Annotated in this window: 10 protein-coding genes; all 10 read left to right on the top strand. The window is 45.5% G+C overall.

All coding sequences use genetic code 11. From position 1 onward, the window contains the following. The first annotated feature begins 8 nt into the window (after nucleotides 1-8). A complete protein-coding gene (locus Q3C19_RS09325; protein WP_302728874.1) occupies nucleotides 9-4,193 on the top strand; it encodes a two-component regulator propeller domain-containing protein in 4,185 nt (1,394 codons plus the stop codon). Between the two features lie 837 nt (nucleotides 4,194-5,030). Continuing rightward, nucleotides 5,031-8,180 carry a TonB-dependent receptor gene (locus Q3C19_RS09330; protein WP_302728876.1) on the top strand — a complete coding sequence of 1,050 codons (3,150 nt, stop codon included), beginning with the start codon at nucleotides 5,031-5,033 and terminating at the stop codon, nucleotides 8,178-8,180. Nucleotides 8,181-8,206: 26 nt separating this feature from the next. After that, nucleotides 8,207-10,120, top strand: coding sequence for a RagB/SusD family nutrient uptake outer membrane protein (locus Q3C19_RS09335; protein ID WP_071150511.1), 1,914 nt, complete (start codon nucleotides 8,207-8,209; stop codon nucleotides 10,118-10,120). Between the two features lie 40 nt (nucleotides 10,121-10,160). Continuing rightward, nucleotides 10,161-13,199, top strand: coding sequence for a SusC/RagA family TonB-linked outer membrane protein (locus tag Q3C19_RS09340; protein ID WP_071150510.1), 3,039 nt, complete (start codon nucleotides 10,161-10,163; stop codon nucleotides 13,197-13,199). Between the two features lie 40 nt (nucleotides 13,200-13,239). Further along, nucleotides 13,240-14,904 (top strand): RagB/SusD family nutrient uptake outer membrane protein, encoded by a 1,665-nt coding sequence (locus tag Q3C19_RS09345; protein ID WP_277121328.1) that lies wholly within the window; start codon nucleotides 13,240-13,242, stop codon nucleotides 14,902-14,904. Between the two features lie 44 nt (nucleotides 14,905-14,948). Further along, nucleotides 14,949-15,842, top strand: coding sequence for a discoidin domain-containing protein (locus Q3C19_RS09350; protein WP_071150508.1), 894 nt, complete (start codon nucleotides 14,949-14,951; stop codon nucleotides 15,840-15,842). Nucleotides 15,843-15,862: 20 nt separating this feature from the next. Further along, nucleotides 15,863-17,377 carry a family 16 glycosylhydrolase gene (locus tag Q3C19_RS09355; protein ID WP_071150507.1) on the top strand — a complete coding sequence of 505 codons (1,515 nt, stop codon included), beginning with the start codon at nucleotides 15,863-15,865 and terminating at the stop codon, nucleotides 17,375-17,377. A gap of 176 nt (nucleotides 17,378-17,553) precedes the next feature. After that, nucleotides 17,554-18,414 carry a family 16 glycosylhydrolase gene (locus Q3C19_RS09360; protein WP_022163753.1) on the top strand — a complete coding sequence of 287 codons (861 nt, stop codon included), beginning with the start codon at nucleotides 17,554-17,556 and terminating at the stop codon, nucleotides 18,412-18,414. 42 nt (nucleotides 18,415-18,456) lie between these two features. Beyond that, nucleotides 18,457-19,710, top strand: coding sequence for a DUF2264 domain-containing protein (locus Q3C19_RS09365; RefSeq protein WP_022163754.1), 1,254 nt, complete (start codon nucleotides 18,457-18,459; stop codon nucleotides 19,708-19,710). A 98-nt stretch (nucleotides 19,711-19,808) separates the two neighbouring features. After that, a complete protein-coding gene (locus Q3C19_RS09370) occupies nucleotides 19,809-21,056 on the top strand; it encodes a BNR repeat-containing protein (protein WP_302728927.1) in 1,248 nt (415 codons plus the stop codon). The last annotated feature ends 41 nt before the right edge of the window (nucleotides 21,057-21,097 follow it).

The following is a 21,097-nucleotide window of genomic DNA, read 5'->3' on the forward strand; positions in this document are numbered from 1 at the left end:
GACAGAAAATGCTTCACCGATTCATCCTCATTCTTTTCTGGTTTCTTATTCCCTTTATGTGCCGGGCAGCCGAGCCTGTAAGGGCTCCTTTGTCTTTTGAGTTATCTTTCATTCTGAACACCTTGCCAAACAAGGAAGTACAGTCCATTTATCAGGACCGTGACGGCTATCTGTGGATTGCAACGCGGAACGGTTTGTTTCAGTACGATGGTTACTCCATCGTAGCTTACAAATCCAATTTCGCCAATCCCGATCTGCTGACCAGTAACAATATTCTTTGTGTGGCCGAAGACAATAAGCACAATCTCTGGATCGGTACGTATAGCGGACTGAACGTGCTGGATAAGCGTACGGGGCAGATGCGTAAGATAGACAATCCTGAAATGAACGGAAATACGATTCCGCAGATTCTGGTAACGAAAAAAGGACGCATTCTGTTTGCAACAGACTGGGGACTGTACGAATATGATGAAAAAGCAAATACTTTCCGTTCTTTCGGTTATCCTGAAACCGCTAATGTGATGCCGAAAACTACGGTAAAAGCGTTGCTCGAAGACGACAGAGGGGATATCTGGATTGGGACTTGGGATCGTGGTCTTTATCGCTACGAGACTGCTACAGGCAAGTATTTTGCTTATCCGCGCCTGAACGAACAGAATTCGGCGCACGTCTTGTTTCAGGACAGTTATAAGAATATCTGGGTGGGTACGTGGCGTGGCGGATTGACGTTGCTGAAAGACGTTTACGAGCCGACTCGTACAACATGGGTCACTTACCGGAGCAATCCGGCCGATCCGACTGCCATTTCGGACGACATAATCTATAGCATAGCCGAAGATATCAATACCGGATCACTTTGGGTAGGAACCCGCCGTGGGCTGAGTGTGCTGTCTCTGCATGGAGGCGACTATACCGGCCGTGAAGTTTTCAGTAATTACTATCCGGACGATTCCGAATACTCCATTGCCAGCGATGAAGTGACGTCGGTGCTGTGCGACCGCCAGGGACTGATGTGGATGGGGATGATTGGTGGCGGCATCACCAAGGCCAATACCCGCAAAGCCGATTTCGTATGGGATGGATTGCAGGAGTTGAAGCGTGTGATGAAAACCACTTCGGTACGCAGCATGCTGATCGATCGTGATAACTGCTTGTGGTTGGGGATGGGATCCTATGGGTTGGCCGTCAAGGACCGTAATACCGGGAAAACCGTTTATTATACCCAATTGCCGGATACGCATGGGTATCGCGATATTACTACAGTGATGTCCATTATGCAGAGCTCGCTCGACGGGCACATCTGGCTTGCTGCCTACGACGATGGTGCCTACGAAATAGAGAAAAAAGGGCTGGAACAATGGAACATAAAGCATTATTCTCCGCAGGAAGCGCCTTGGCTGGCCGGACATTGTGTCTATCATGTTTACGAAGATTCCAAGCACAATCTGTGGTTCTCTACCCGCAACGGTGTATCCATGCGCCGGGCTGACGGAAAGGCGGTCCGCTTCGATTCGCTTATGGTGGAGAATGACGCTATGCGTAGTGTTGTGACATTAGGCGTGGTAGAGGGGAGCGACGGTGACATCTGGGTAGCTTCGGGTACGCATGGGGTCATCAGGCTGCATTGTGATGCTTCGTCCGGCGAATGGAAGTTGCAGGCCTATTCTTCCCGCAATCATAAACTGAACAACGATTATGTAGACTGTCTGCATCGTGACGCACACGGGCGCCTTTGGGCCGGTACGGGAGGCAGCGGACTTAACTATTATGACAAGGAAAGCGATTCTTTTTTACCGATGCATGCCCGATGGAATCTTCCGGGCGATGCTGTTGCCAGCATCAGGGACGATCAGGAAGGCAACCTTTGGTTGGGGACGAATGCCGGGCTTGTCCGACTTACGGTTCCTGACAATCTGAAAGATAATGCTTCTTTCCGTCTTTATACTACGATAGACGGCTTGCAGGATAACATCTTCCTGCGGGGAGCCGTGACGGTGGCCGGTAACGGAGAAATGTTTTTCGGCGGGCACCAGGGTTATAACAGTTTCTATCCAGACAGTCTGGAAGTGCAGGTGCCACCTCCGGCAGTGAAGGTAACGGACATTAAAGTCTATAACCAGTCGTGGAAGTTGTTGCCCGATGCGGAACGCACAGACATCTCTCCTCTTTCGCCGAGTTTTGCCGAAGAAATCAGACTGGACTACCAGCACAACAACTTTAGTATCGAGTTCTCGGCGCTTGACTATGCTTCCCCCCAGCGGAACAACTATGCCTACAAGCTCGAAGGATTCGATGATGACTGGCAGTATACCGATGCTTCCAAACGTTTTGCCTATTATAACAATCTGGAACCGGGTACTTACACGTTTCTTCTGAAAGCTTCCAATTCAAACGGTGTTTGGAGCAAGGAACCCTATCGGATGAAAGTGGTGATATTGCCTCCGCCTTGGGAGACGTGGTGGGCTTACACCTTGTACGTTTTGTTGATAGTTGCTGCTGCATACGGCACATATAGGCAGGTACGCAACCGCATCCGCCTGCGCAACGCGCTCCATCTGCGCGAAATGGAAAAGGCCAAGGTCGAAGAAGTGAACCATGCCAAGTTGCAGTTCTTCACCAACATCACTCATGAGTTGCTTACACCGTTGACCATTCTTTCGGCTTCGGTGGACGAACTGAAGCGTGTTGCGCCCGAATACAAAGACCAGTATCGCGTGATGAACAACAACATTAACCGTCTGATAAGACTGTTGCAACAGATACTGGAGTTCCGCAAGGCCGAGAGCGGTAACCTGAAGCTGAAGGTCTCGCGTGCCGATCTGGCTTTGTTTGTACGTCGGAGCCTCGACAGCTTCCGGCCTTTGATGTCGCGTAGGGATATGCACTTCAGCCTTTCCTGCCCGCCTGGGCCGATGCCGGTCTATTTCGATCCAGATAAGCTGGACAAGATTCTTTATAACCTCTTTTCGAACGCTTCGAAGTACAACCGTCCCGGTGGAACCGTCTGTGTAACGCTGGAAGGGCGGGCAGACGATACGGTGTGCCTCACTGTGAAGGACGACGGGCCGGGCATCTCGAAAGATGCGCAGAAGGAACTCTTCAAACGCTTTTATGAGGGCGACTACCGGAAGTTCAAGACCATTGGTACAGGCATCGGGTTGTCGTTGGTACGCGACTTGGTAGTACTGCATCACGGTACCATCGAGGTAGAGAGCGAGGAGGGGAAGGGGACTGCCTTTATCGTTACTTTCCCTGCGCGGCGGGACGCTTATGCCGAAGAAGAAATAGACGATTCGCTGTCGGAAGTCGTAGAACCTCGGGAGGTAACGCCGTTGCAGGACGGTAGCGTAGATACGGCTGTTCCCAGAACAACTTCCGATGAGGAAACGGAATCGCTGCCTCCTGTCGTTCGCCGCACGCTGCTGATTGTGGAAGACAGCGAGGACTTGCTGCAACTGATGACAAAACTATTAGGAACCGATTATAACATCTGCACGGCTGCCAACGGTAAGGAAGCCGTCAAGATAGTGGCCAACCAAGAAGTAGACCTGATTGTGTCTGACGTCATGATGCCCGAAATGGGCGGCATCGAACTGTGTCGTTACATTAAGGGACATTTTGAAACTTCGCATATCCCTATCATCCTGCTTACGGCAAAGAATAAGGAAGAAGACCGGGTAGAGGCTTACGAATCGGGAGCCGATGCCTTTATTTCCAAGCCTTTCAGCCTGAGTGTGCTGCATGCCCGTATCAGTAACCTGCTCCGTACACGCGAGCGGCGCAGCATGGACTTCAAGAAGCAATTGGTGTTCGAAGTAAAGGACTTGGACTATACAAGCATCGACGAAGACTTCCTGCAACGGGCCATCGACTGCGTGAACCGCCATCTGGCCGATGCCGACTTCGATCAGTCGGACTTCTTGGAAGAGATGCACACCAGCAAGTCTACTTGTTTCCGCAAGCTGAAGTCGCTTACAGGACAGACTTACGTATCGTTTGTCCGTAATATCCGCATGAAGGCTGCCTGCCGCATCATGGAAGAAAAGAAAAACATCCGAATTTCCGATTTGGCTTATGCTGTGGGTTACAACGACCCACGCTATTTCAGTAGCAGTTTCAAGAAAGAAATTGGTATGCAGCCCACCGAGTATATGGAACGCTTCACGCAGGGAGGCGGAGTAATCGAGGAATAATCTTGCTTGTTCGTCACTTGCATGGCTCGCGAGCCGTGCAAGTGTTGTTCGCGAGCCACACTTGTGTTGCTCGTGAGCCGTGCTTGTGTCGCTCGCGGACATTGCTTGTTACCTTTCGTGACATTGTTTGTTAAGGTTTCGAGCATTACTTGTTATGCGCTCCAGCTAACGTAGGTGTTTACGTTCACCATGTACTACATGATGCTCGTAAAGTGATACTTTAGAATCGCACTGATGGACTGTAGGCAGACTATAGTCAGGTGAAACCTTCGCAGATGGTGAACAGAATTCCGGAAATAGCCTTCACGCTTTCACCCCTATCCTTTAATTGTTGATATACAGTGGCATACGGTGAAAGCTGAGACTTTACGGATGTTTCACCGTTTTCCCGCATACAGTGTGTACCGGATGCTTATCTTTCAACGTAATGTGTTTATATCGAACGATTTACGGTGAAACTTCACCAGGAAACTTGCTGCCGAACAGAGCAGTAGCCGGTGAAACATCCGTCAATCACTTTCTGTGCGGTTGGACTTCTCCGGTTGGATTTTGAAACGGAGGAGCATTTATCTTGCATTTTTCGACTGCATTTCGTTCAATTCTTAATTTATATGTTTTGTAACATTGTTTAAGTAAAAAGGAATATATCTACATGTTGAATAATGTTTCATTTCTTGTTGAATATTGTTTCATGGAACTAAATTCAACCTCTTTGGACCCTTTCAGAAGGTTTTTTGCATAGGGTAGGAATATTTTTGTAGCTGAATTCGATTGTGAAGAAACGCAAACAAATTCATTTTTTTTAATAATACATGTTTAATCTTAAAATTATTGCTAATGGAAAAGCAAGAAAACTTCTCAGGATGGCGAAATCCTAACGTTCGCCGATTGCTTCCAGCCGCAATTTTATTGTGCCTTTTCCTCTCGGCTCCGATAAAAGGATATGCAGAGGATAGACCTATGCCGGAGACGGTGCAGCAGGGTACGGTGAGAGTGACGGGTGTAGTGAAGGATATCAATGGTGAACCTGTGATTGGTGCCAACGTAATGGCTGTAGGTACGACGGTGGGTGTGATTACCGATTTGGATGGTAAGTTTACGCTTGATGTTCCTGCAGGAAGTAAGTTGAAGATTAGCTTTATCGGTTACAAAGATCAGGTGGTGACTTTGAAGAAAGCTGGCGCTACATTGAACATTGTGCTTGAAGAAGATTCGCAGATGCTTGGCGAAGTAGAGGTTGTGGCCTACGGTGTGCAGAAGAAAGTATCTGTGACCGGTGCCATTTCTTCAATGAAGGGTGACGATTTGCTGAAGACGCCGGCCGGATCGGTGAACAATATTCTTTCCGGTCAGGTGACAGGTGTATCTTCTGTACAATATTCCGGTGAGCCGGGTGCCGATGCGGCAGAGGTTTATGTACGTGGTATTGCAACATATGCCGATGGTGCTTCTACAACGCCGCTGATTCAGGTGGACGGCGTGGAACGTGACATGTCTCAGATTGACCCGAATGAAATTGAAAGTGTGACAGTGTTGAAAGATGCTTCGGCAACAGCCGTGTTCGGTGTACGCGGTGCCAACGGTGTTATCTTGATTACGACCAAACGCGGTGCCGAAGGTAAGGCTAAGATTTCATTTTCGACTTCGGTAGGTGTAAATGTCCGTACAAAGGATTTGGACTTTGCCAATTCTTATCAGTATGCCGATTATTACAATATGATGAGCATTAACGACGGTGGTTCGCAGATATTTACTGACGAGCAGCTTGCCGCTTTCCGCGATCATACCAATCCGATTCTTTATCCGGATATCAACTGGATTGATTACTGTATGAACAAAGCTTCTATCCAGTCGCAGCACAATGTGAACATTTCGGGTGGTACGGACAAGATGCGATATTTCGTTTCAGCTGGTATGTTCTCGCAGAACGGTATGTTCAAGCAGTTCAAGGCAGCCGATGACTTTAACTTTGATTACAAGCGTTACAACTATCGTGCCAACCTGGACTTTGACATTACAAAGACGACGTTGCTTTCGGTAAACATCGGTGGTCGTGTGGAAGTGAAACGCACGCCCGAGTCGGACGAAGACCAGAACCAGTTGTTCCGTAAGTTGTATTGGGCTGTTCCTTTTGCCAGTGCAGGTATTGTGAATGGCATGTATATCAAGTCGAACGGCGATTACCTGCCGTTTACGGGGACCGATGGTTTGGCTTCTTATTATGGCAAAGGTGCCCGTGTAAAAACCAACAATGTGTTGAACGTCGACTTGGTACTCGACCAAAAACTGGATTTCATTACAAAAGGACTTTCTGTCAAGTTGAAAGGTTCTTATAATTCGGCATACTCTAATGTAAAAAGATCGTATGCTTCGGTAGCCAGCTATACTCCGATTGTGGCTGACGACGGTTCTATTTCTTTCCGCAAATCAGGATCGGACAGCCAGTTGAGTTATAGCGACGGAGACTTTGGGAAGGCTCGTGACTGGTACATGGAGTTGGCTTTGAATTATAACCGTAAGTTTGGCGATCACAACGTTTCGGCTCTGGCTCTTTACAATCAGTCGAAGAAATACTATCCGGGTGGTGTTTATAACTACATACCTTCGGGTTACGTTGGTTTTGTAGGACGTGTGACCTACGACTGGAAGACTCGTTATATGGCCGAGTTCAACGTGGGGTACAACGGTTCTGAAAACTTTGCTCCGGGTAACCGATATGGTCTGTTCCCAGCCGGTTCGTTAGGATGGGTAATCAGCGAAGAACCTTTCTTTGAACCTTTGAAGGATGTTGTCGGCTATCTGAAAGTACGTGCATCATTAGGTTTGGTAGGTAACGATAAGAACGGTTCGGAACGTTTCATTTATTTACCTGGCAAATACGGATTTGGTCAGTATGACGGATATTATTTCGGCCAGAATGTAGGGAATAAGAAACCGGGTGCTTGGGAAGCTTCTCAAACCAATCCGGAGTCTAAATGGGAGACCTCGCTGAAACAGAACTACGGTATCGATTTCAATATTCTGAAAGACCGCCTGAGTGTTTCGGTAGACTATTTTATCGAACGCCGTAAAGATATTCTGACCATGCCCGATTACTTGCCCGGTATTTTGGGTATGGTGCTTCCTCCCGTCAATGTAGGTGAGGTGGAAAACAAAGGTTACGAATTGCAGTTGAAATGGAATGACCAGTTGAGTGAGGATTTTCGTTACTGGGCAACTTTCAATATGTCATATGCTACTAATAAGATTGTTTATATGAACGAGGTGAAACAGAATGAACCTTGGTTGTACGAAACAGGCCGACGTATTAATTCTCGTTTGATGTATAAATTCTGGGGATTCTACGATGAGACTGCCGATGCCCGCTATCAGGAGGAGTTTGGCCGTCCCATTGCCGACCATGGTATTACGTTGGCTCCTGGTGATGCAGTGTACGTCGACCTGAACGGTGACGGCAAGTTGGATGGTAACGATGCTACCCGCGATATCGGTTTTACCGATATACCAGAATATACAGCCGGTCTGACAGCAGGATTTGCTTGGGGCAAGTTCGACTTCTCTATGCAATGGACCGGTGCTTGGAATGTGGATCGTATGTTAAGCGAATTCCGTCGTCCGTTGGGTGATACCAACCAAAAGGGTTTGCTGCTCTATCAATATGAAAATACTTGGCGTTCTTCGGCCGATTCGTTTACGGCTAAGTTTCCGCGTGCATCGAGCAGTCATGCCAACAATAACTATGCCCAGAGCGACCTGTATTTGGTTAATGCCAGCTACTTGCGCTTGAAGAATGTGGAAATCGGTTATAACATGGATTTCCCCTTCTTGAAAAAAATAAAGGTAAACAACTGCCGTCTCTATGTGAACGGTTACAATCTGCTGACGTTCACGAACTTTATGTGGGGTGATCCGGAATCTCGTCAGAGCGACCGCCCTAACTATCCTTTGACGCGAGTATTTAACATAGGTTTGAAAGTAGGTTTCTAATCCTTTCATACGTAAATAGAAATAATATGAAAAAACTGACTAAATGGTTTATTGCGGCATTTGCAGGAGGCATGTTGTTGTTCTCCTCGTGTGTCGATCAGATAAAGTTCGGCGATAGCTTTCTGGAGAAAGCTCCGAGTACCGGTGATATGAACCAGGACACTATTTTTTCTAAGGCCGAATATGCACGTGCTTTTTTGTGGAAGACGTATAGCTATCTGTATTATGGTTTGGCAACAAACTGGAATGCTGTGGATGGGAAGATGAACACAGGTATGTTTGAAGTTCTGTCCGATTGCTGGCACAGCCACAATTCGTGGGATGGAGTGAACCGTAAATATTATTCGGGTGCTTACAAGGCAAGCGACGAAGATACGGGCGATGACACTCGTTTCAATTATACAAAAGAGAACTGTTGGGAAGCAATCCGGGCTGCATGGATGTTTATTGAAAACGTAGACCGTGTTCCTGATATGGATGGCGCTGAGAAATCACGTCTTGCTGCCGAAGCGAAAGTTATAATTGCATCACGCTATTTCGACCTTTTCCGTCATTTGGGAGGACTTCCACTTGTGAAACAGACATATGGCATCGAGGCTTCGTATGAGGTGCCTCGTGCAACAGCTGAGGAAACAGTGAATTACATGGTTGGCTTGTTGGATGAAGCTGCCGCCGTGCTTCCTTGGGATTTGGGTAGCGACGATGTCAACTGGCAAGGCCGCTTTACCAAAGCCGCAGCTATGGGGCTGAAGTGTAAGATTCTGTTGTTTGCAGCCAGTCCGTTGTTCAATGATAATGAACCTTATTGTACTGAGAATCCTCAAATTGCGGTCGAAAGCAAACAAGTTTGGTATGGGGGATATAGTGCAGATTGGTGGAACCGCTGCTGGACAGCTTGCAATGAATTTTTCACTGAACTGGAAAATAAAGGATATTATTCATTGATTGAGTCCCAATCGGCTACGTCTTCAGGCTATCGTTCTGCTTTCAACAAAGCTTATTTTATTCGTGAAAACAATACAGAATTGTTGATTTCTACCCGTATTATTGGTAAATACAATTGGGATTGGTGGTATTATTGGGGTGAATGGGTGACATTCGGCGGTTATACTCCTACTTTGGAATATATGAAGATGTTCCCTATGAGCGATGGAAAACCCTTTACCGAAGACTATCTGAAAGACGGTGCACACCCTTTCTTTGAAAATAATGATTACGACCAGCCTAACCGTGACCCTCGCTTGTATGAGACAATGTTGGTAAACGGCGCACGTTATGGCGACCATGCGGCAGAATTATGGGTTGGCGGACGTGAGAACATTGATGGTTCTCGTCTTGAAACTGGCGAGACTGCTACAGGTTTCCGTTGCTACAAGTTTTTCAAGGAAGGAAAAGGTAGTTTGGCAGGTAACTATTTGGAATGGCCTTATTTGCGGTTGGCAGAGATGTATCTGATTTATGCTGAAGCATGTCTGCAGGCAAAGGGCGATTTTGCAGGTGCTATAGCCAATGTCAACAAAGTGCGTGCACGTGTTGGATTGGGTGATCTGGATGCTTGCAATCCAGGTAAGAACCTGACAAGCAATAAAGAAGCTTTGCTTGAAGAAATTCTTCGTGAACGTGCTTGTGAATTGGGTTTGGAAGATGTTCGTTTCTTTGACCTGATCCGCTACAAACGTGCAGACTTGTTTAAACAGCCGTTGCATGGTTTACGTATTTATCGTAACGATGGTGGTGGTGATAAACCTTGGAGCGGAACCGATGGAAATAGGGATGAGTTCCCTGAAAAACCGGCTCAATTCCGTTATGAGATATTTACTTTGGGAAATATAGCACGCTCTTGGTGGACAAACTTCAGTACAAAATGGTATTTGTCTGCTTTCCCGCCATCCGAGGTGAATAAAGAGTATGGATTGACTCAAAACCCGGGGTGGAATTAATGTTTGTGTAGAAATATACAATTAATGAAGAAATAAAGATATGAAAAAATACAAGATATTAGCTTTGGCCATGTTGTCTTGTGTTGCCATGAAAGGCTTTGCACAAGGAAACAATGTGACCGGTAAAATTGTAGACAAGCAGGGCAATCCGGTAGAAGGTGCGTTGGTGTTTGTTGAAGCCAACCCGTTGGTACAGGTCGCCACAGATCGGAACGGATTGTTTGAGATAGCTGCCGAGCAAGGAAGTACCTTGAAAATACAGACTTGGAATGATGCAACCAAAGTGGTTCCGGTGGGCAAGAACGATAATAAGGTAATAACCATCGTCATGGATTTCTCTACTGAAGCTGTGAATTACGGTTTCGGTTTGAAGCAAACAAATGCCGAATCTACCGGAGCGGCATCAACTGTTTATGCCGATCAGATTGACAATCGTTCTTCCTTTAATATCGGTAATTCGTTGTATGGAAATGTTACAGGTTTGACGACCATGCAGAATACCGGTTCTGTATGGGATCAGATTCCTTCCATGTATGTCCGTGGACTTAAGACCCTGAACGGTAATAACGGAGTATTGTTAGTCGTAGATGGACTGGAACGGGATAACAATTGGAACGCCTTGAATTATATTACTCCAGAGGAAGTAGAGTCTGTAACCGTGTTGCGTGATGCGGCTGCTGTGGCTCTTTATGGTTATAGGGGCGTGAATGGTGTGATTAATATTGTAACTAAACGTGGTAAATACAGGACGCGTGAGATAAATTTCTCTTATGACCATGCATTCAATTCTCAGACTGATATTCCTGAGATGGCTGACTCTTATACCTATGCGAATGCTATTAACGAAGCATTGGCCAATGATGGCAGAACAGCACGCTATTCCCAAAATGAACTGAATGCTTTTCAGAGTGGAAAATATCCTTATCTTTATCCAAATGTCAATTGGGCAGATGAAGTATTTCGTGACAGGGGAACATCTGACATCGCTACGTTGACATTCCGTGGAGGTTCCTCAAAAATGCGTTATTTTACGATGATGAACCTGCAAAATAATCGCGGTTTTATCAATAATGCTAATTCAAATGCCGGATATTCAACCCAAGAAAAATATTCGAAGGCAAACTTCCGTTCGAATCTGGATATTGATTTGACTTCTACCACACGCATGCAAGCCAATATCATGGGTGTTTTGAATGAGTTTAGCCGTCCTGCATCAAGTGGAGAGAATCTGATATACAAGACTTTTATGGTTCCTTCTGCAGCTTTCCCCATCAGAACAGAGAGTGGTTTGTGGGGAGGTAATGCTACTTGGGGAGAAGGTTATAATCCTGTATATTTGGCTCAAGGACGTGGCTATACGAAAGGACATACCCGTGCTTTGTATGCCGATATGGCTTTACAACAAGATTTATCTTCAATTACTAAAGGTTTAGGAGCTACTCTGCGCATCGGTTACGATAACATTGCTTCTTATTGGGAGGATTACAGACAACGTGCCAAGTATGGTATGCAGACTGTTACCAAGTGGGAAAATGGTGAACCGATAGAATTCTCTAATTTTGAGGGCGGTGTTAATGACGGTTCTATTGATGCCAATAATTATTCAAAACTGGATTGGCAGCATCGTTCTTTTAATTTTCAAGCAAATGTTGATTGGAAACGTAGTTTTGGAGTACACGACATCTATACTATGTTGTTATATACTTATAAATACGACAATAAAAATGGTGTAGGTAATACTTTGTTTACACAAAGCGCATCGTGGTATACTCACTATGGTTATAAGAATCGCTATTTTGCAGATTTCACGTTGACTTCTTCTGCTTCTAACCGTTTGGATCCCGATAGCCGTTGGGGATTGGCGCCTACTATTGGTTTGGCATGGGTCATTTCTAATGAAAGTTTTATGAAAAATCAGAATGTGATTGATTTTATGAAGTTACGTGGTTCGTTTGGTATCATTCAGACAGACAATATTCCATCTAATGGATATTGGAATGAAACTGTAGTAGGTGGTAACAGCTATCCTATCAAGGACAACCATACGGGAAGTGATGGTGGTTGGCAGGAAGGGCGTTTGCCTTCTTTGAATGGAACGACAGAAAAGGCATATAAGTACAACCTTGGTTTGGATATGTCTATGCTGAAAGGACTTACATTGACTATTGATGGCTTTTATGAAAGGCGTTCGGATATTTGGGTAAGTTCAGCTGGACAGGTATCTTCTATCATTGGCGTTTCTGCTCCGTATGTGAATGGTGGTATTGTGGATAGCTGGGGCACAGAAATCGGTTTGGATTATAATAAGAATTTTGGTGACTTCCGCATTCGTTTAGGAGGTAATTTCTCTTATTATACCAGTGAAATCAAAGAGCAGATGGAAACTCCCCAAGCTTATGATTATCTTTATGCCAAGGGCAAACCTGTAGGACAGATTTGGGGATTGCAGGCTGTCGGCTTCTTTATTGATGATGCAGATATTGCCAACAGCATTCCGCAACAGTTTGGACCTGTAAAACCTGGTGATATTAAATATAAAGATGTCAATGGTGACGGTGTGGTTAATTCGAACGATGTGATTCCGATGGGGTATAATACAACCTGTCCTGAAATATATTATGGTTTCAATGTAGGCTTTGAGTGGAAAGGATTGGGCATTGACGCTTATTTTCAGGGTGTAAGTAATTATACGGCTGCCTTGAACTCATATGCTTTTTATTTGCCATTGATTGATAACACATCTATTGCAAACTATTATTATGAGAACCGTTGGACACCTGAAACTCCGAATGCTCGTTTTCCGCGTTTGAGTACAGAGCGTGTGGATAATAACTACAATTATAATAGTTCGATATGGTTGCAGGATCGTTCGTTCTTGAAATTGCGTAATTGCGAAGTTTATTACAAGATTCCTCAGGCATGGCTAAGTAAGATTAAGATGAAAACAGCCAAGGTGTATGTACGTGGTGTTGATCTTTTCTCGATAGATAACATCGAAATAACTGATCCTGAGGCGATGTCTCCTTACGATCATCCGGCAACTCGTTCTATCCATGTTGGTGTGTCACTTGGACTTTAATAATGGCTTATAAATATTGAACCAATAAACTAATAAATATATGAGATTGAAAAATATATGTTTGGTTTTCGCTTGTGTAGCAGGTTTATCGGCATGTACCGATAAAATGGACTATCATGAGTATACCAATTATAACAAAGACTATGTATTTTCGGATTTCGGACGTACAGCCGGTTTTGTGAACAATATCTATTCTTGGCTGGATTCGGATATGCCCAGTCTCACCTCGTTGGCTTCAGCTTGTGACGAGGCAGAAATGGCATTGACATATTCTTCGGTGCTTGATTTTACGAACGGAAACTGGACAGCACTTTATACAACTTCTTATTTTGGTTATTATACGCCTATCCGTGCATGTAACTATTTCCTGAAAGAAACTAAGAATCTGGATTTTTATGATTTGCGTTTTACGCAAGATTATCAAGAGCAGATGAAACGTTTCAATCGTTATCAGTATGAAGTGCGTTTGTTGCGGGCTTACTATTATTTCTTGCTTGTTCGTGCTTATGGTGATGTCCCTTTCACCACTGAAGTATTGACAGAAGAAGAGGCCAATTCTTTGGGACGTACTTCAGCTGACGAAGTTTTTGATTTTATTATTTCTGAATGTGATGCTGTTGCATCTGAGTTGCCGGTTTCCTATTATGGCCTGGAAGATGCAGCCGGTGGTGTGAGCAATCCGGAAACGGGACGTGTAAATCGGGGTACCGCTTTGGCGTTAAAGGCTCGCGCAGCACTTTATCGTGCTAGTAAGCTTTTTAACAAGAGTGGTGATAAACAACTTTGGAAAGAAGCAGCTTTGGCTAATCAGGAGGTAATTGATTATTGTGCAATGAACGACATTACATTGGGAAAATATACCGACCTTTGGGGAACTGATAATTACAAGGCTGGTGAAGTGATTTTTGCTCGCCGTTTAGGAGATATTAATTCTCCAGAGTATTATAATTTCCCTATTGGTATGGAGAACGGTCAATCTGGTAACTGTCCTACACAAACTTTAGTTGATGCTTATGAGATGAAGAATGGTGGTGAACCGGATCCACGTAATCCGTATGAAGGAAGAGATCCTCGTTTTAAGATGACTATTGCTTGTAATGGTGATGAGTGGCCTAATACAAATCCATTTCCGTTGGAAACCTATATAGGAGGACGTAATGGTGCTCCGATTTCATATGCGACTCCTACAGGTTATTATCTGAAAAAGTATTTGGATGGCACTATTGATATCAGTTCTGGTGAAGGTACAGGTGGAAAACGTCACAGTTGGATTACCTTCCGACTTGGGGAATTTTATCTGAACTATGCCGAGGCTCTTTATCAATATATAGGTTCTCCTGAACAAGTAACAGATGAGTTTTTTCTGACTGCTCGTGATGCTGTAAACAAAATTCGTACCCGTTCGGATGTGAATATGCCTCTTTTGCCAAAAGGATTGAGTGGAGCGGAATTTTGGGAACGTTATAAACGCGAACGTATGGTAGAACTAGCTTTTGAAGGGCACCGCTTTTGGGATGTACGCCGTTGGAAAGAAGGTGGATTTACAAGTATTTCACGTATGGAGATTACAAAGACAGGTGACAATATCTTTTCGTATAAGAAGACTACGAAGTCTTTAGTATGGGATGATAAGATGTATTTGTTCCCTATACCGGATAGTGAGATTCGTTTAAATCCGAATCTTACCCAAAATCCCGGCTGGTAATTATTATGATAATAATGTAGGATTCTTTTATAAAAACTAAGCATATGAGATATAGTTTAAAATATATGGTTGCATTGGCTTGTGCATTGGTTTGTACAGTTGGATGTGACGATAAATTAGAAGTGTTTGAATTGGAAGGCTCTTCGGCAGCTCCTATATCGTTCGATGTTTCCAAAGTGAAGGCAGAGGCTTTGCCGGGTTCGATTCAGTTGACATGGCCAGCAACGGAAGAAGGTTTTTCTTATATGAAGATTCGTTATACTGATCCTTTGCAGAAGAAAGAGGTTTGCAAATTGGTATCAAAAGGAGCAACTGGGTTGTTGGTAGAAGATACTCGTGCACGTTTTGGTGACTATACTTTTTCTTTTCAGACTTTCAACGCAGCTCATGAGGCGGGTATTGTAACAGAGATGAAGGCTAAATCAGGTCCGGCACCGGCTACCTTGACAGAAAAGAACCGGACAAAGGTAACAATTACCGAAGATCAACTTAGTACGGATAATCAAGAACCTTCTGAAGGACCTATCAAAAACTTGATAGATGGAGATGTGAACACTTTTTTCCATACTCGTTGGAGTCAGCCGCAGGTTGACCTTCCCCAGTATATCCAAATTGATTTCAGGGAAGAACATGAAAACTTTGCTATCAAGTATACTACTCGTAGCACAAGTAATACGGATGGATACCCTACTTCTGCTGATTTGCAGATTAGTGCAGATGGCGAAGTGTGGGAAACAGTGGCTTCTTTGGTGGGATTACCTGCTACAAGTGCAACTGATTATTCCTCAGATTTTGTAGCTCCTGGCAAAAAGTTTAAACATTTTCGCTTCAGTGTGACCACATCTTCACAGAATAAGAAATATTTCCATATGTCGGAGTTCTCTTTTTATGATGTGGATGTGGAAGTCTATGATCCTGAAACAGTTCCTTTGGATTAATTTAAAGAAAATAGTTTGTTATGAAAAATAATATGAAATGGATAGCGGTCTGTTGTATGACTGTCTTTTCTATCGGATTTTATAGCTGTAACAAAGAATATGTAGATTTGGAATATAAAGGCAATATAGATCTGAATCAACTGAATTTGGTACAGGCACGTGAGGTTTGGAACGGAGCCGAATGCAATATTAATGTTCCGGAACTTAAATATGACCCTGAAAAAACTTCAGAGAATTATTCCTATGCTTTAAGTGCTGCTCTTTATCAGGAGCGTGTAGCCGGGCAAGAAAATACTGTAGACTTAATAATAGATGCAGATTCATTAAATACGGCAATCGCTAAATCTTTGGAGGGAGGACTTTATGCGAAATATGTTGATGTGGAACTGTTACCGGAAGAGTTTTACCAATTGTCGGCCGATAAGTTGACATTATTTGCAGGTAATGTATTTTCAGAAGAGGCTTCCCTTTTGATATTTTCGCAAAATTTGGTCGATTACATTCAGAAAGAGTTAAAGCAATCTAAAACGTATGTATTGCCTGTTAGAATATTAAATTCTACTTTTTATCAGATCAATTCGAAAGTAAATACATTGATGTATTTTATAACTGTGACTTACGTGAAGGAAGAAGAGGAAGGACCGGAATATTTTCCTGTGACGGATGTTCCTGAAATAGGTGACGCATATGGGGAAACTGATCTGAAATTGGTATGGCATGATGAGTTCAATGGTACTGGTGCTCCCGATTTGGAGAAATGGCGTTTCGAGGAAGGATTTCAACGTAATGAAGAATTGCAGTGGTATTCCGATCAGAATGCGGTTTGCCAAGATGGTGCTTTGGTTATTACTGGAAAACGTCAACGTGTGGACAATCCAAATTATGAAGAAGGTAGCAGTGATTGGAAGAAGAATCGTGAATATGCCGAGTACACTTCGAGTAGTATTGTTTCTAAATTCCGTTTCCGTTATGGAACTATGGAAGTTCGTGCTAAGATTCCTACAACCAGAGGAGCTTGGCCTGCTATTTGGACAACTGGCATTAGTAATGATAGCTGGTGTTGGGAATGGCCGCTCGGAGGTGAAATAGATTTACTGGAATATTATTTAGTAAGCGGTACTCCGAGTATTCATGCTAATGCTTGTTGGGGAAGTGACACTCGTTGGAGTGCAAAATGGGATTCATATAATCGTCCTTTGAGCGACTTTACGAATAAAGATTCGAAATGGGCAAGCAAATATCATGTTTGGCGGATGGATTGGGATGATCAGTACATTAAATTGTATTTAGATGGAGAACTGATGAATGAGATTGATTTAAACAATACTTCTAATGGATCTGGTGGTCTGAATGATTGGTGGAGAGGATCTTGGCGTAATCCGTTCCGTGATGCAGGAAATAGTGGTGACGGAGGTTTAGGCCAGCAGATTTTCTTGAATTTGGCAATGGGAGGAAATGGAGGGGCGCCAGACCTTTCAAATCTGCCTATGGAATACCATATCGACTACGTACGGGTATATCAGAAAGCTGAATAAGGCCAACGCTTGATTTTCTATAATTCCCGTATTATTTATTCCTGTCAAGGGATTGAATAATACGGGATATTTTTTCTCTTTTGACTGATTCTTGCCCTTTTTTGGCTTATTTATGGCAGGTTTTATAGGGCTGAATGACGTATATTTGCAATAAATACGTAAACAAACATAAAGATATGCTGATACAATATTGTAAAAAAGGTGTTTTGTCGGTGCTTCTCGTTTGCGGAGCATGGGCAGGAGGATTTGCACAGGAGTGGAATCTGGTATGGAGTGAGGAGTTCGACCGTGACGGAAAACTGGACGAAGCGGTGTGGAATTACGAGAACGGTTTTGCACGCAACGAGGAAGCGCAGTGGTACCAGCCTGACAATGCTTATTGCAAGGATGGAAAACTGGTGATCGAAGCCCGCAAAGTGGAAGGACGGAAGAACCCTTTGTACGAGGCGGGCAGTAAGGACTGGCGCAAGAAACGTGAGTTCATCGAATATACGTCCTCATCGGTTACGACTGCCGGGAAGAAGGAATTCCTTTACGGACGCTTCGAAGTGTATGCCAAGATTCCTACAGCCGGAGGGGCATGGCCGGCTATCTGGTTGCTGGGAAAAGGGGTACAGTGGCCTTCGTGCGGTGAGATTGATGTGATGGAGTATTACCGCATCAAGGGTGTGCCACATATTCTGGCCAATGCCTGCTGGGGTACCGACCGTCCATATCATGCCAAATGGAACAGTGCCAAGATTCCTTTTACTCATTTTACTGACCGTGATGCCAACTGGGCAGACAAGTTTCACCTGTGGCGTATGGATTGGGACGAAACAAGCATCAAGCTTTATTTGGACGATGAACTGCTGAACGAGATTCCTTTGAGCGAGACAATAAACGGTAAGATAGGCCAGGGAAGCAATCCATTCCGCAAGCCGATGTATCTGTTGCTGAATCTTGCCATCGGAGGCATCAACGGCGGACCGATAGACGATGCTGCTCTGCCTATGAAATACGAGATAGACTACGTGCGTGTCTATCAGAAGAAATAACTTATTATAATATGTAATCAATAAACCATTATACAAAATATCATGAAGACAAGAAAAAGCTTATGGCTACTCCTGGTAGTAGCTTTGTTGTTGCCGGCTCAGCTTGTTTCGGCAAAGAATAAGAAAGAAAAAGAAATGACCGACCGCGAACTGTGGTGCGACGTGATGTACCGTATGGCGGCTCCTGTACTGAGCAACATGAGTGAAGGCCGCCTGCAGGAAAATATGCTGGTAGAGCTCAGTCCTACATGGGACGGACGCAATAAGAAGGTGACTTACATGGAATGCTTCGGCCGTCTGATGGCCGGTCTGGCACCGTGGCTTTCGTTGCCCGATGATGATACGGCTGAAGGTAAGCAGCGCAAGCAGTTGCGCGAATGGGCACTGAAGAGCTATGCTCAGGCTGTTGATCCACAGGGTAAGGATTACCTGTTGTGGCGCAAGGAAGGACAGACACTGGTCGATGCCGCTTACGTGGCCGAAAGTTTCTTGCGTGGATACGATGCTTTGTGGATGCCGCTCGACAGCCTGACGAAGCAACGCTACATCGAAGAGTTCAGCCAATTACGCCGTGTCGATCCGCCTTATACCAACTGGTTACTGTTTTCATCGACGGTAGAGTGCTTCTTGCGTAAGGCAGGAGCCAAGAGCGATACGTACCGCATTGTCTCTTCACTTCGCAAGGTCGAAGAGTGGTATGTAGGCGACGGTTTCTACAGTGACGGACCGGGCTTTGCCTTCGACTATTACAACAGCTTCGTGCTGCATCCCATGTACGTTGAGTGTCTTGAAGTATTCACCAACAGTGGCAAAAACAAGGTTTGGAATGCGCCCGATTGCAACTTCCTGCGTGCCCAGAAGCGTATGCAGCGCTATGGCTCTATTCTGGAACGTCTGATTTCGCCCGAAGGTACTTTCCCCGTATACGGCCGTTCCATTACTTACCGCACCGGTACGCTTCAGCCTCTGGCCTTGCTGGCATGGCGCGGATGGTTGCCGAAGGAACTGTCGAACGGACAGGTGCGTGCTGCCATGACGGCTGTCATCAAGCGCATGTTCGGTGATAACCGCAACTTCAACGAAAAGGGATTCCTCACACTCGGCTTCAACGGTTCGCAACCCAATATCTCCGACTGGTATACCAATAATGGTAGCCTTTACATGGCTTCATTGGCTTTCTTGCCGCTGGGATTGCCGGCCGATCATCCTTTCTGGACCGACGCTCCGCAAAGCTGGACCAGCAAGAAGGCTTGGGAGGGCGAAGATTTCCCGAAGGATCATGCTTATTATGAGTAATTTTTCCGGTTTCTCTGTTTACAACCTTTATTCCTGATATGAGAAACTTTCGAAATACATGTCTGCTGCTGGCATTGGCTTGCCTGCCCCTTGGAACAATGGCGCAGGAGGCTGTGCCTGCCGCGAGGCTCGTGGAAGTAGGCGAGGGATACAGTCAGACGTCGGTCAATACGACAGTGTTCCGTAACAACTCGCTGGTGACCAGTGGCGACGAGCAGTACATAGCCTATTACGATGCCGACGGCTATCTGATGTTGGGCAAACGCAAGCTCGGTTCCGACCGTTGGACACTGCACCGCACACAGTACAAGGGAAATGTAAAGGATGCCCACAACGTCATCAGCATGATGATCGACGGCAAGGGCTATCTGCACGTGGCTTTCGACCATCACGGCCATCCGCTGAACTATTGTCGCAGCCTGAAACCTTATTCGCTCGAACTGGGCGAGAAGGAACCGATGACCGGTGTCGACGAAGGTAACGTGACTTATCCGGAGTTTTATCTCTTGTCGGGTGGCGATTTGCTGTTTGCCTACCGTTCCGGTTCATCGGGGCGGGGTAACCTGATGCTGAACCGTTACGACGTGAAGACCGGGCGATGGCATCGGGTGCAGGACGTGCTGATTGATGGCGAGGACATGCGTAATGCTTACTGGCAACTCTACGTGGACGAGCAGGGTACCATCCACTTGTCGTGGGTGTGGCGCGAAACGTGGCATGTGGAGACTAATCACGACCTCTGTTACGCCCGTTCCTACGACAATGGCGTCACCTGGTACAAGGCCAATGGACGAAAGTACGACTTGCCCATCCGTCTGGGCAACGCCGAGTATGCCTGTCGCATTCCGCAGAATTCGGAACTGATCAACCAGACCAGCATGAGTGCCGATGCCGGAGGCAATCCGTACATCGCTACCTATTGGCGTGACCCTGACAGCGACGTGCCCCAGTATCGCATTGTGTGGCACGACGGGCTGGAGTGGCATAGCCGTCAGGTAGGCGAACGTACTGTTCCGTTCTCGCTCAAGGGCGGAGGTACGAAGATGATTCCCATTGCGCGTCCGCGTATCGTGGTGGATGACGGCGAGATATATTACGTCTTTCGCGACGAAGAACGGGACAGCAAGGTGTCTGTGGCCCATACTGCCGATGTGGCCAACGGCAAGTGGCAGTTTGCCGACCTGACCGACTTTGCCGTAGATGCCTGGGAACCCTCGCACGACACTGAATTGTGGAAGAAACAGCGTCGTCTGCACCTCTTCGTACAGCACACCCGTCAGGGCGACGGCGAACGTACCGTCGAATTTGCTCCGCAACCGGTCTACGTGCTGGAAGTCGGTCGCTGACCTGTTGCATATTACATGAAATCATAAAACAACTCAAAGAC

The sequence above is a fragment of the Bacteroides sp. ET489 genome, assembly GCF_030518095.1.
Lineage (GTDB): Bacteria > Bacteroidota > Bacteroidia > Bacteroidales > Bacteroidaceae > Bacteroides > Bacteroides ndongoniae.

What these genes read in the sequence shown, in the direction of transcription:
- Q3C19_RS09325 (WP_302728874.1), top strand. Translation starts at nt 9, where the DNA reads ATGCTTCACCGATTCATCCTCATTCTTTTCTGGTTTCTTATTCCCTTT.
- Q3C19_RS09330 (WP_302728876.1), top strand. Translation starts at nt 5,031, where the DNA reads ATGGAAAAGCAAGAAAACTTCTCAGGATGGCGAAATCCTAACGTTCGC.
- Q3C19_RS09335 (WP_071150511.1), top strand. Translation starts at nt 8,207, where the DNA reads ATGAAAAAACTGACTAAATGGTTTATTGCGGCATTTGCAGGAGGCATG.
- Q3C19_RS09340 (WP_071150510.1), top strand. Translation starts at nt 10,161, where the DNA reads ATGAAAAAATACAAGATATTAGCTTTGGCCATGTTGTCTTGTGTTGCC.
- Q3C19_RS09345 (WP_277121328.1), top strand. Translation starts at nt 13,240, where the DNA reads ATGAGATTGAAAAATATATGTTTGGTTTTCGCTTGTGTAGCAGGTTTA.
- Q3C19_RS09350 (WP_071150508.1), top strand. Translation starts at nt 14,949, where the DNA reads ATGAGATATAGTTTAAAATATATGGTTGCATTGGCTTGTGCATTGGTT.
- Q3C19_RS09355 (WP_071150507.1), top strand. Translation starts at nt 15,863, where the DNA reads ATGAAAAATAATATGAAATGGATAGCGGTCTGTTGTATGACTGTCTTT.
- Q3C19_RS09360 (WP_022163753.1), top strand. Translation starts at nt 17,554, where the DNA reads ATGCTGATACAATATTGTAAAAAAGGTGTTTTGTCGGTGCTTCTCGTT.
- Q3C19_RS09365 (WP_022163754.1), top strand. Translation starts at nt 18,457, where the DNA reads ATGAAGACAAGAAAAAGCTTATGGCTACTCCTGGTAGTAGCTTTGTTG.
- Q3C19_RS09370 (WP_302728927.1), top strand. Translation starts at nt 19,809, where the DNA reads ATGGCGCAGGAGGCTGTGCCTGCCGCGAGGCTCGTGGAAGTAGGCGAG.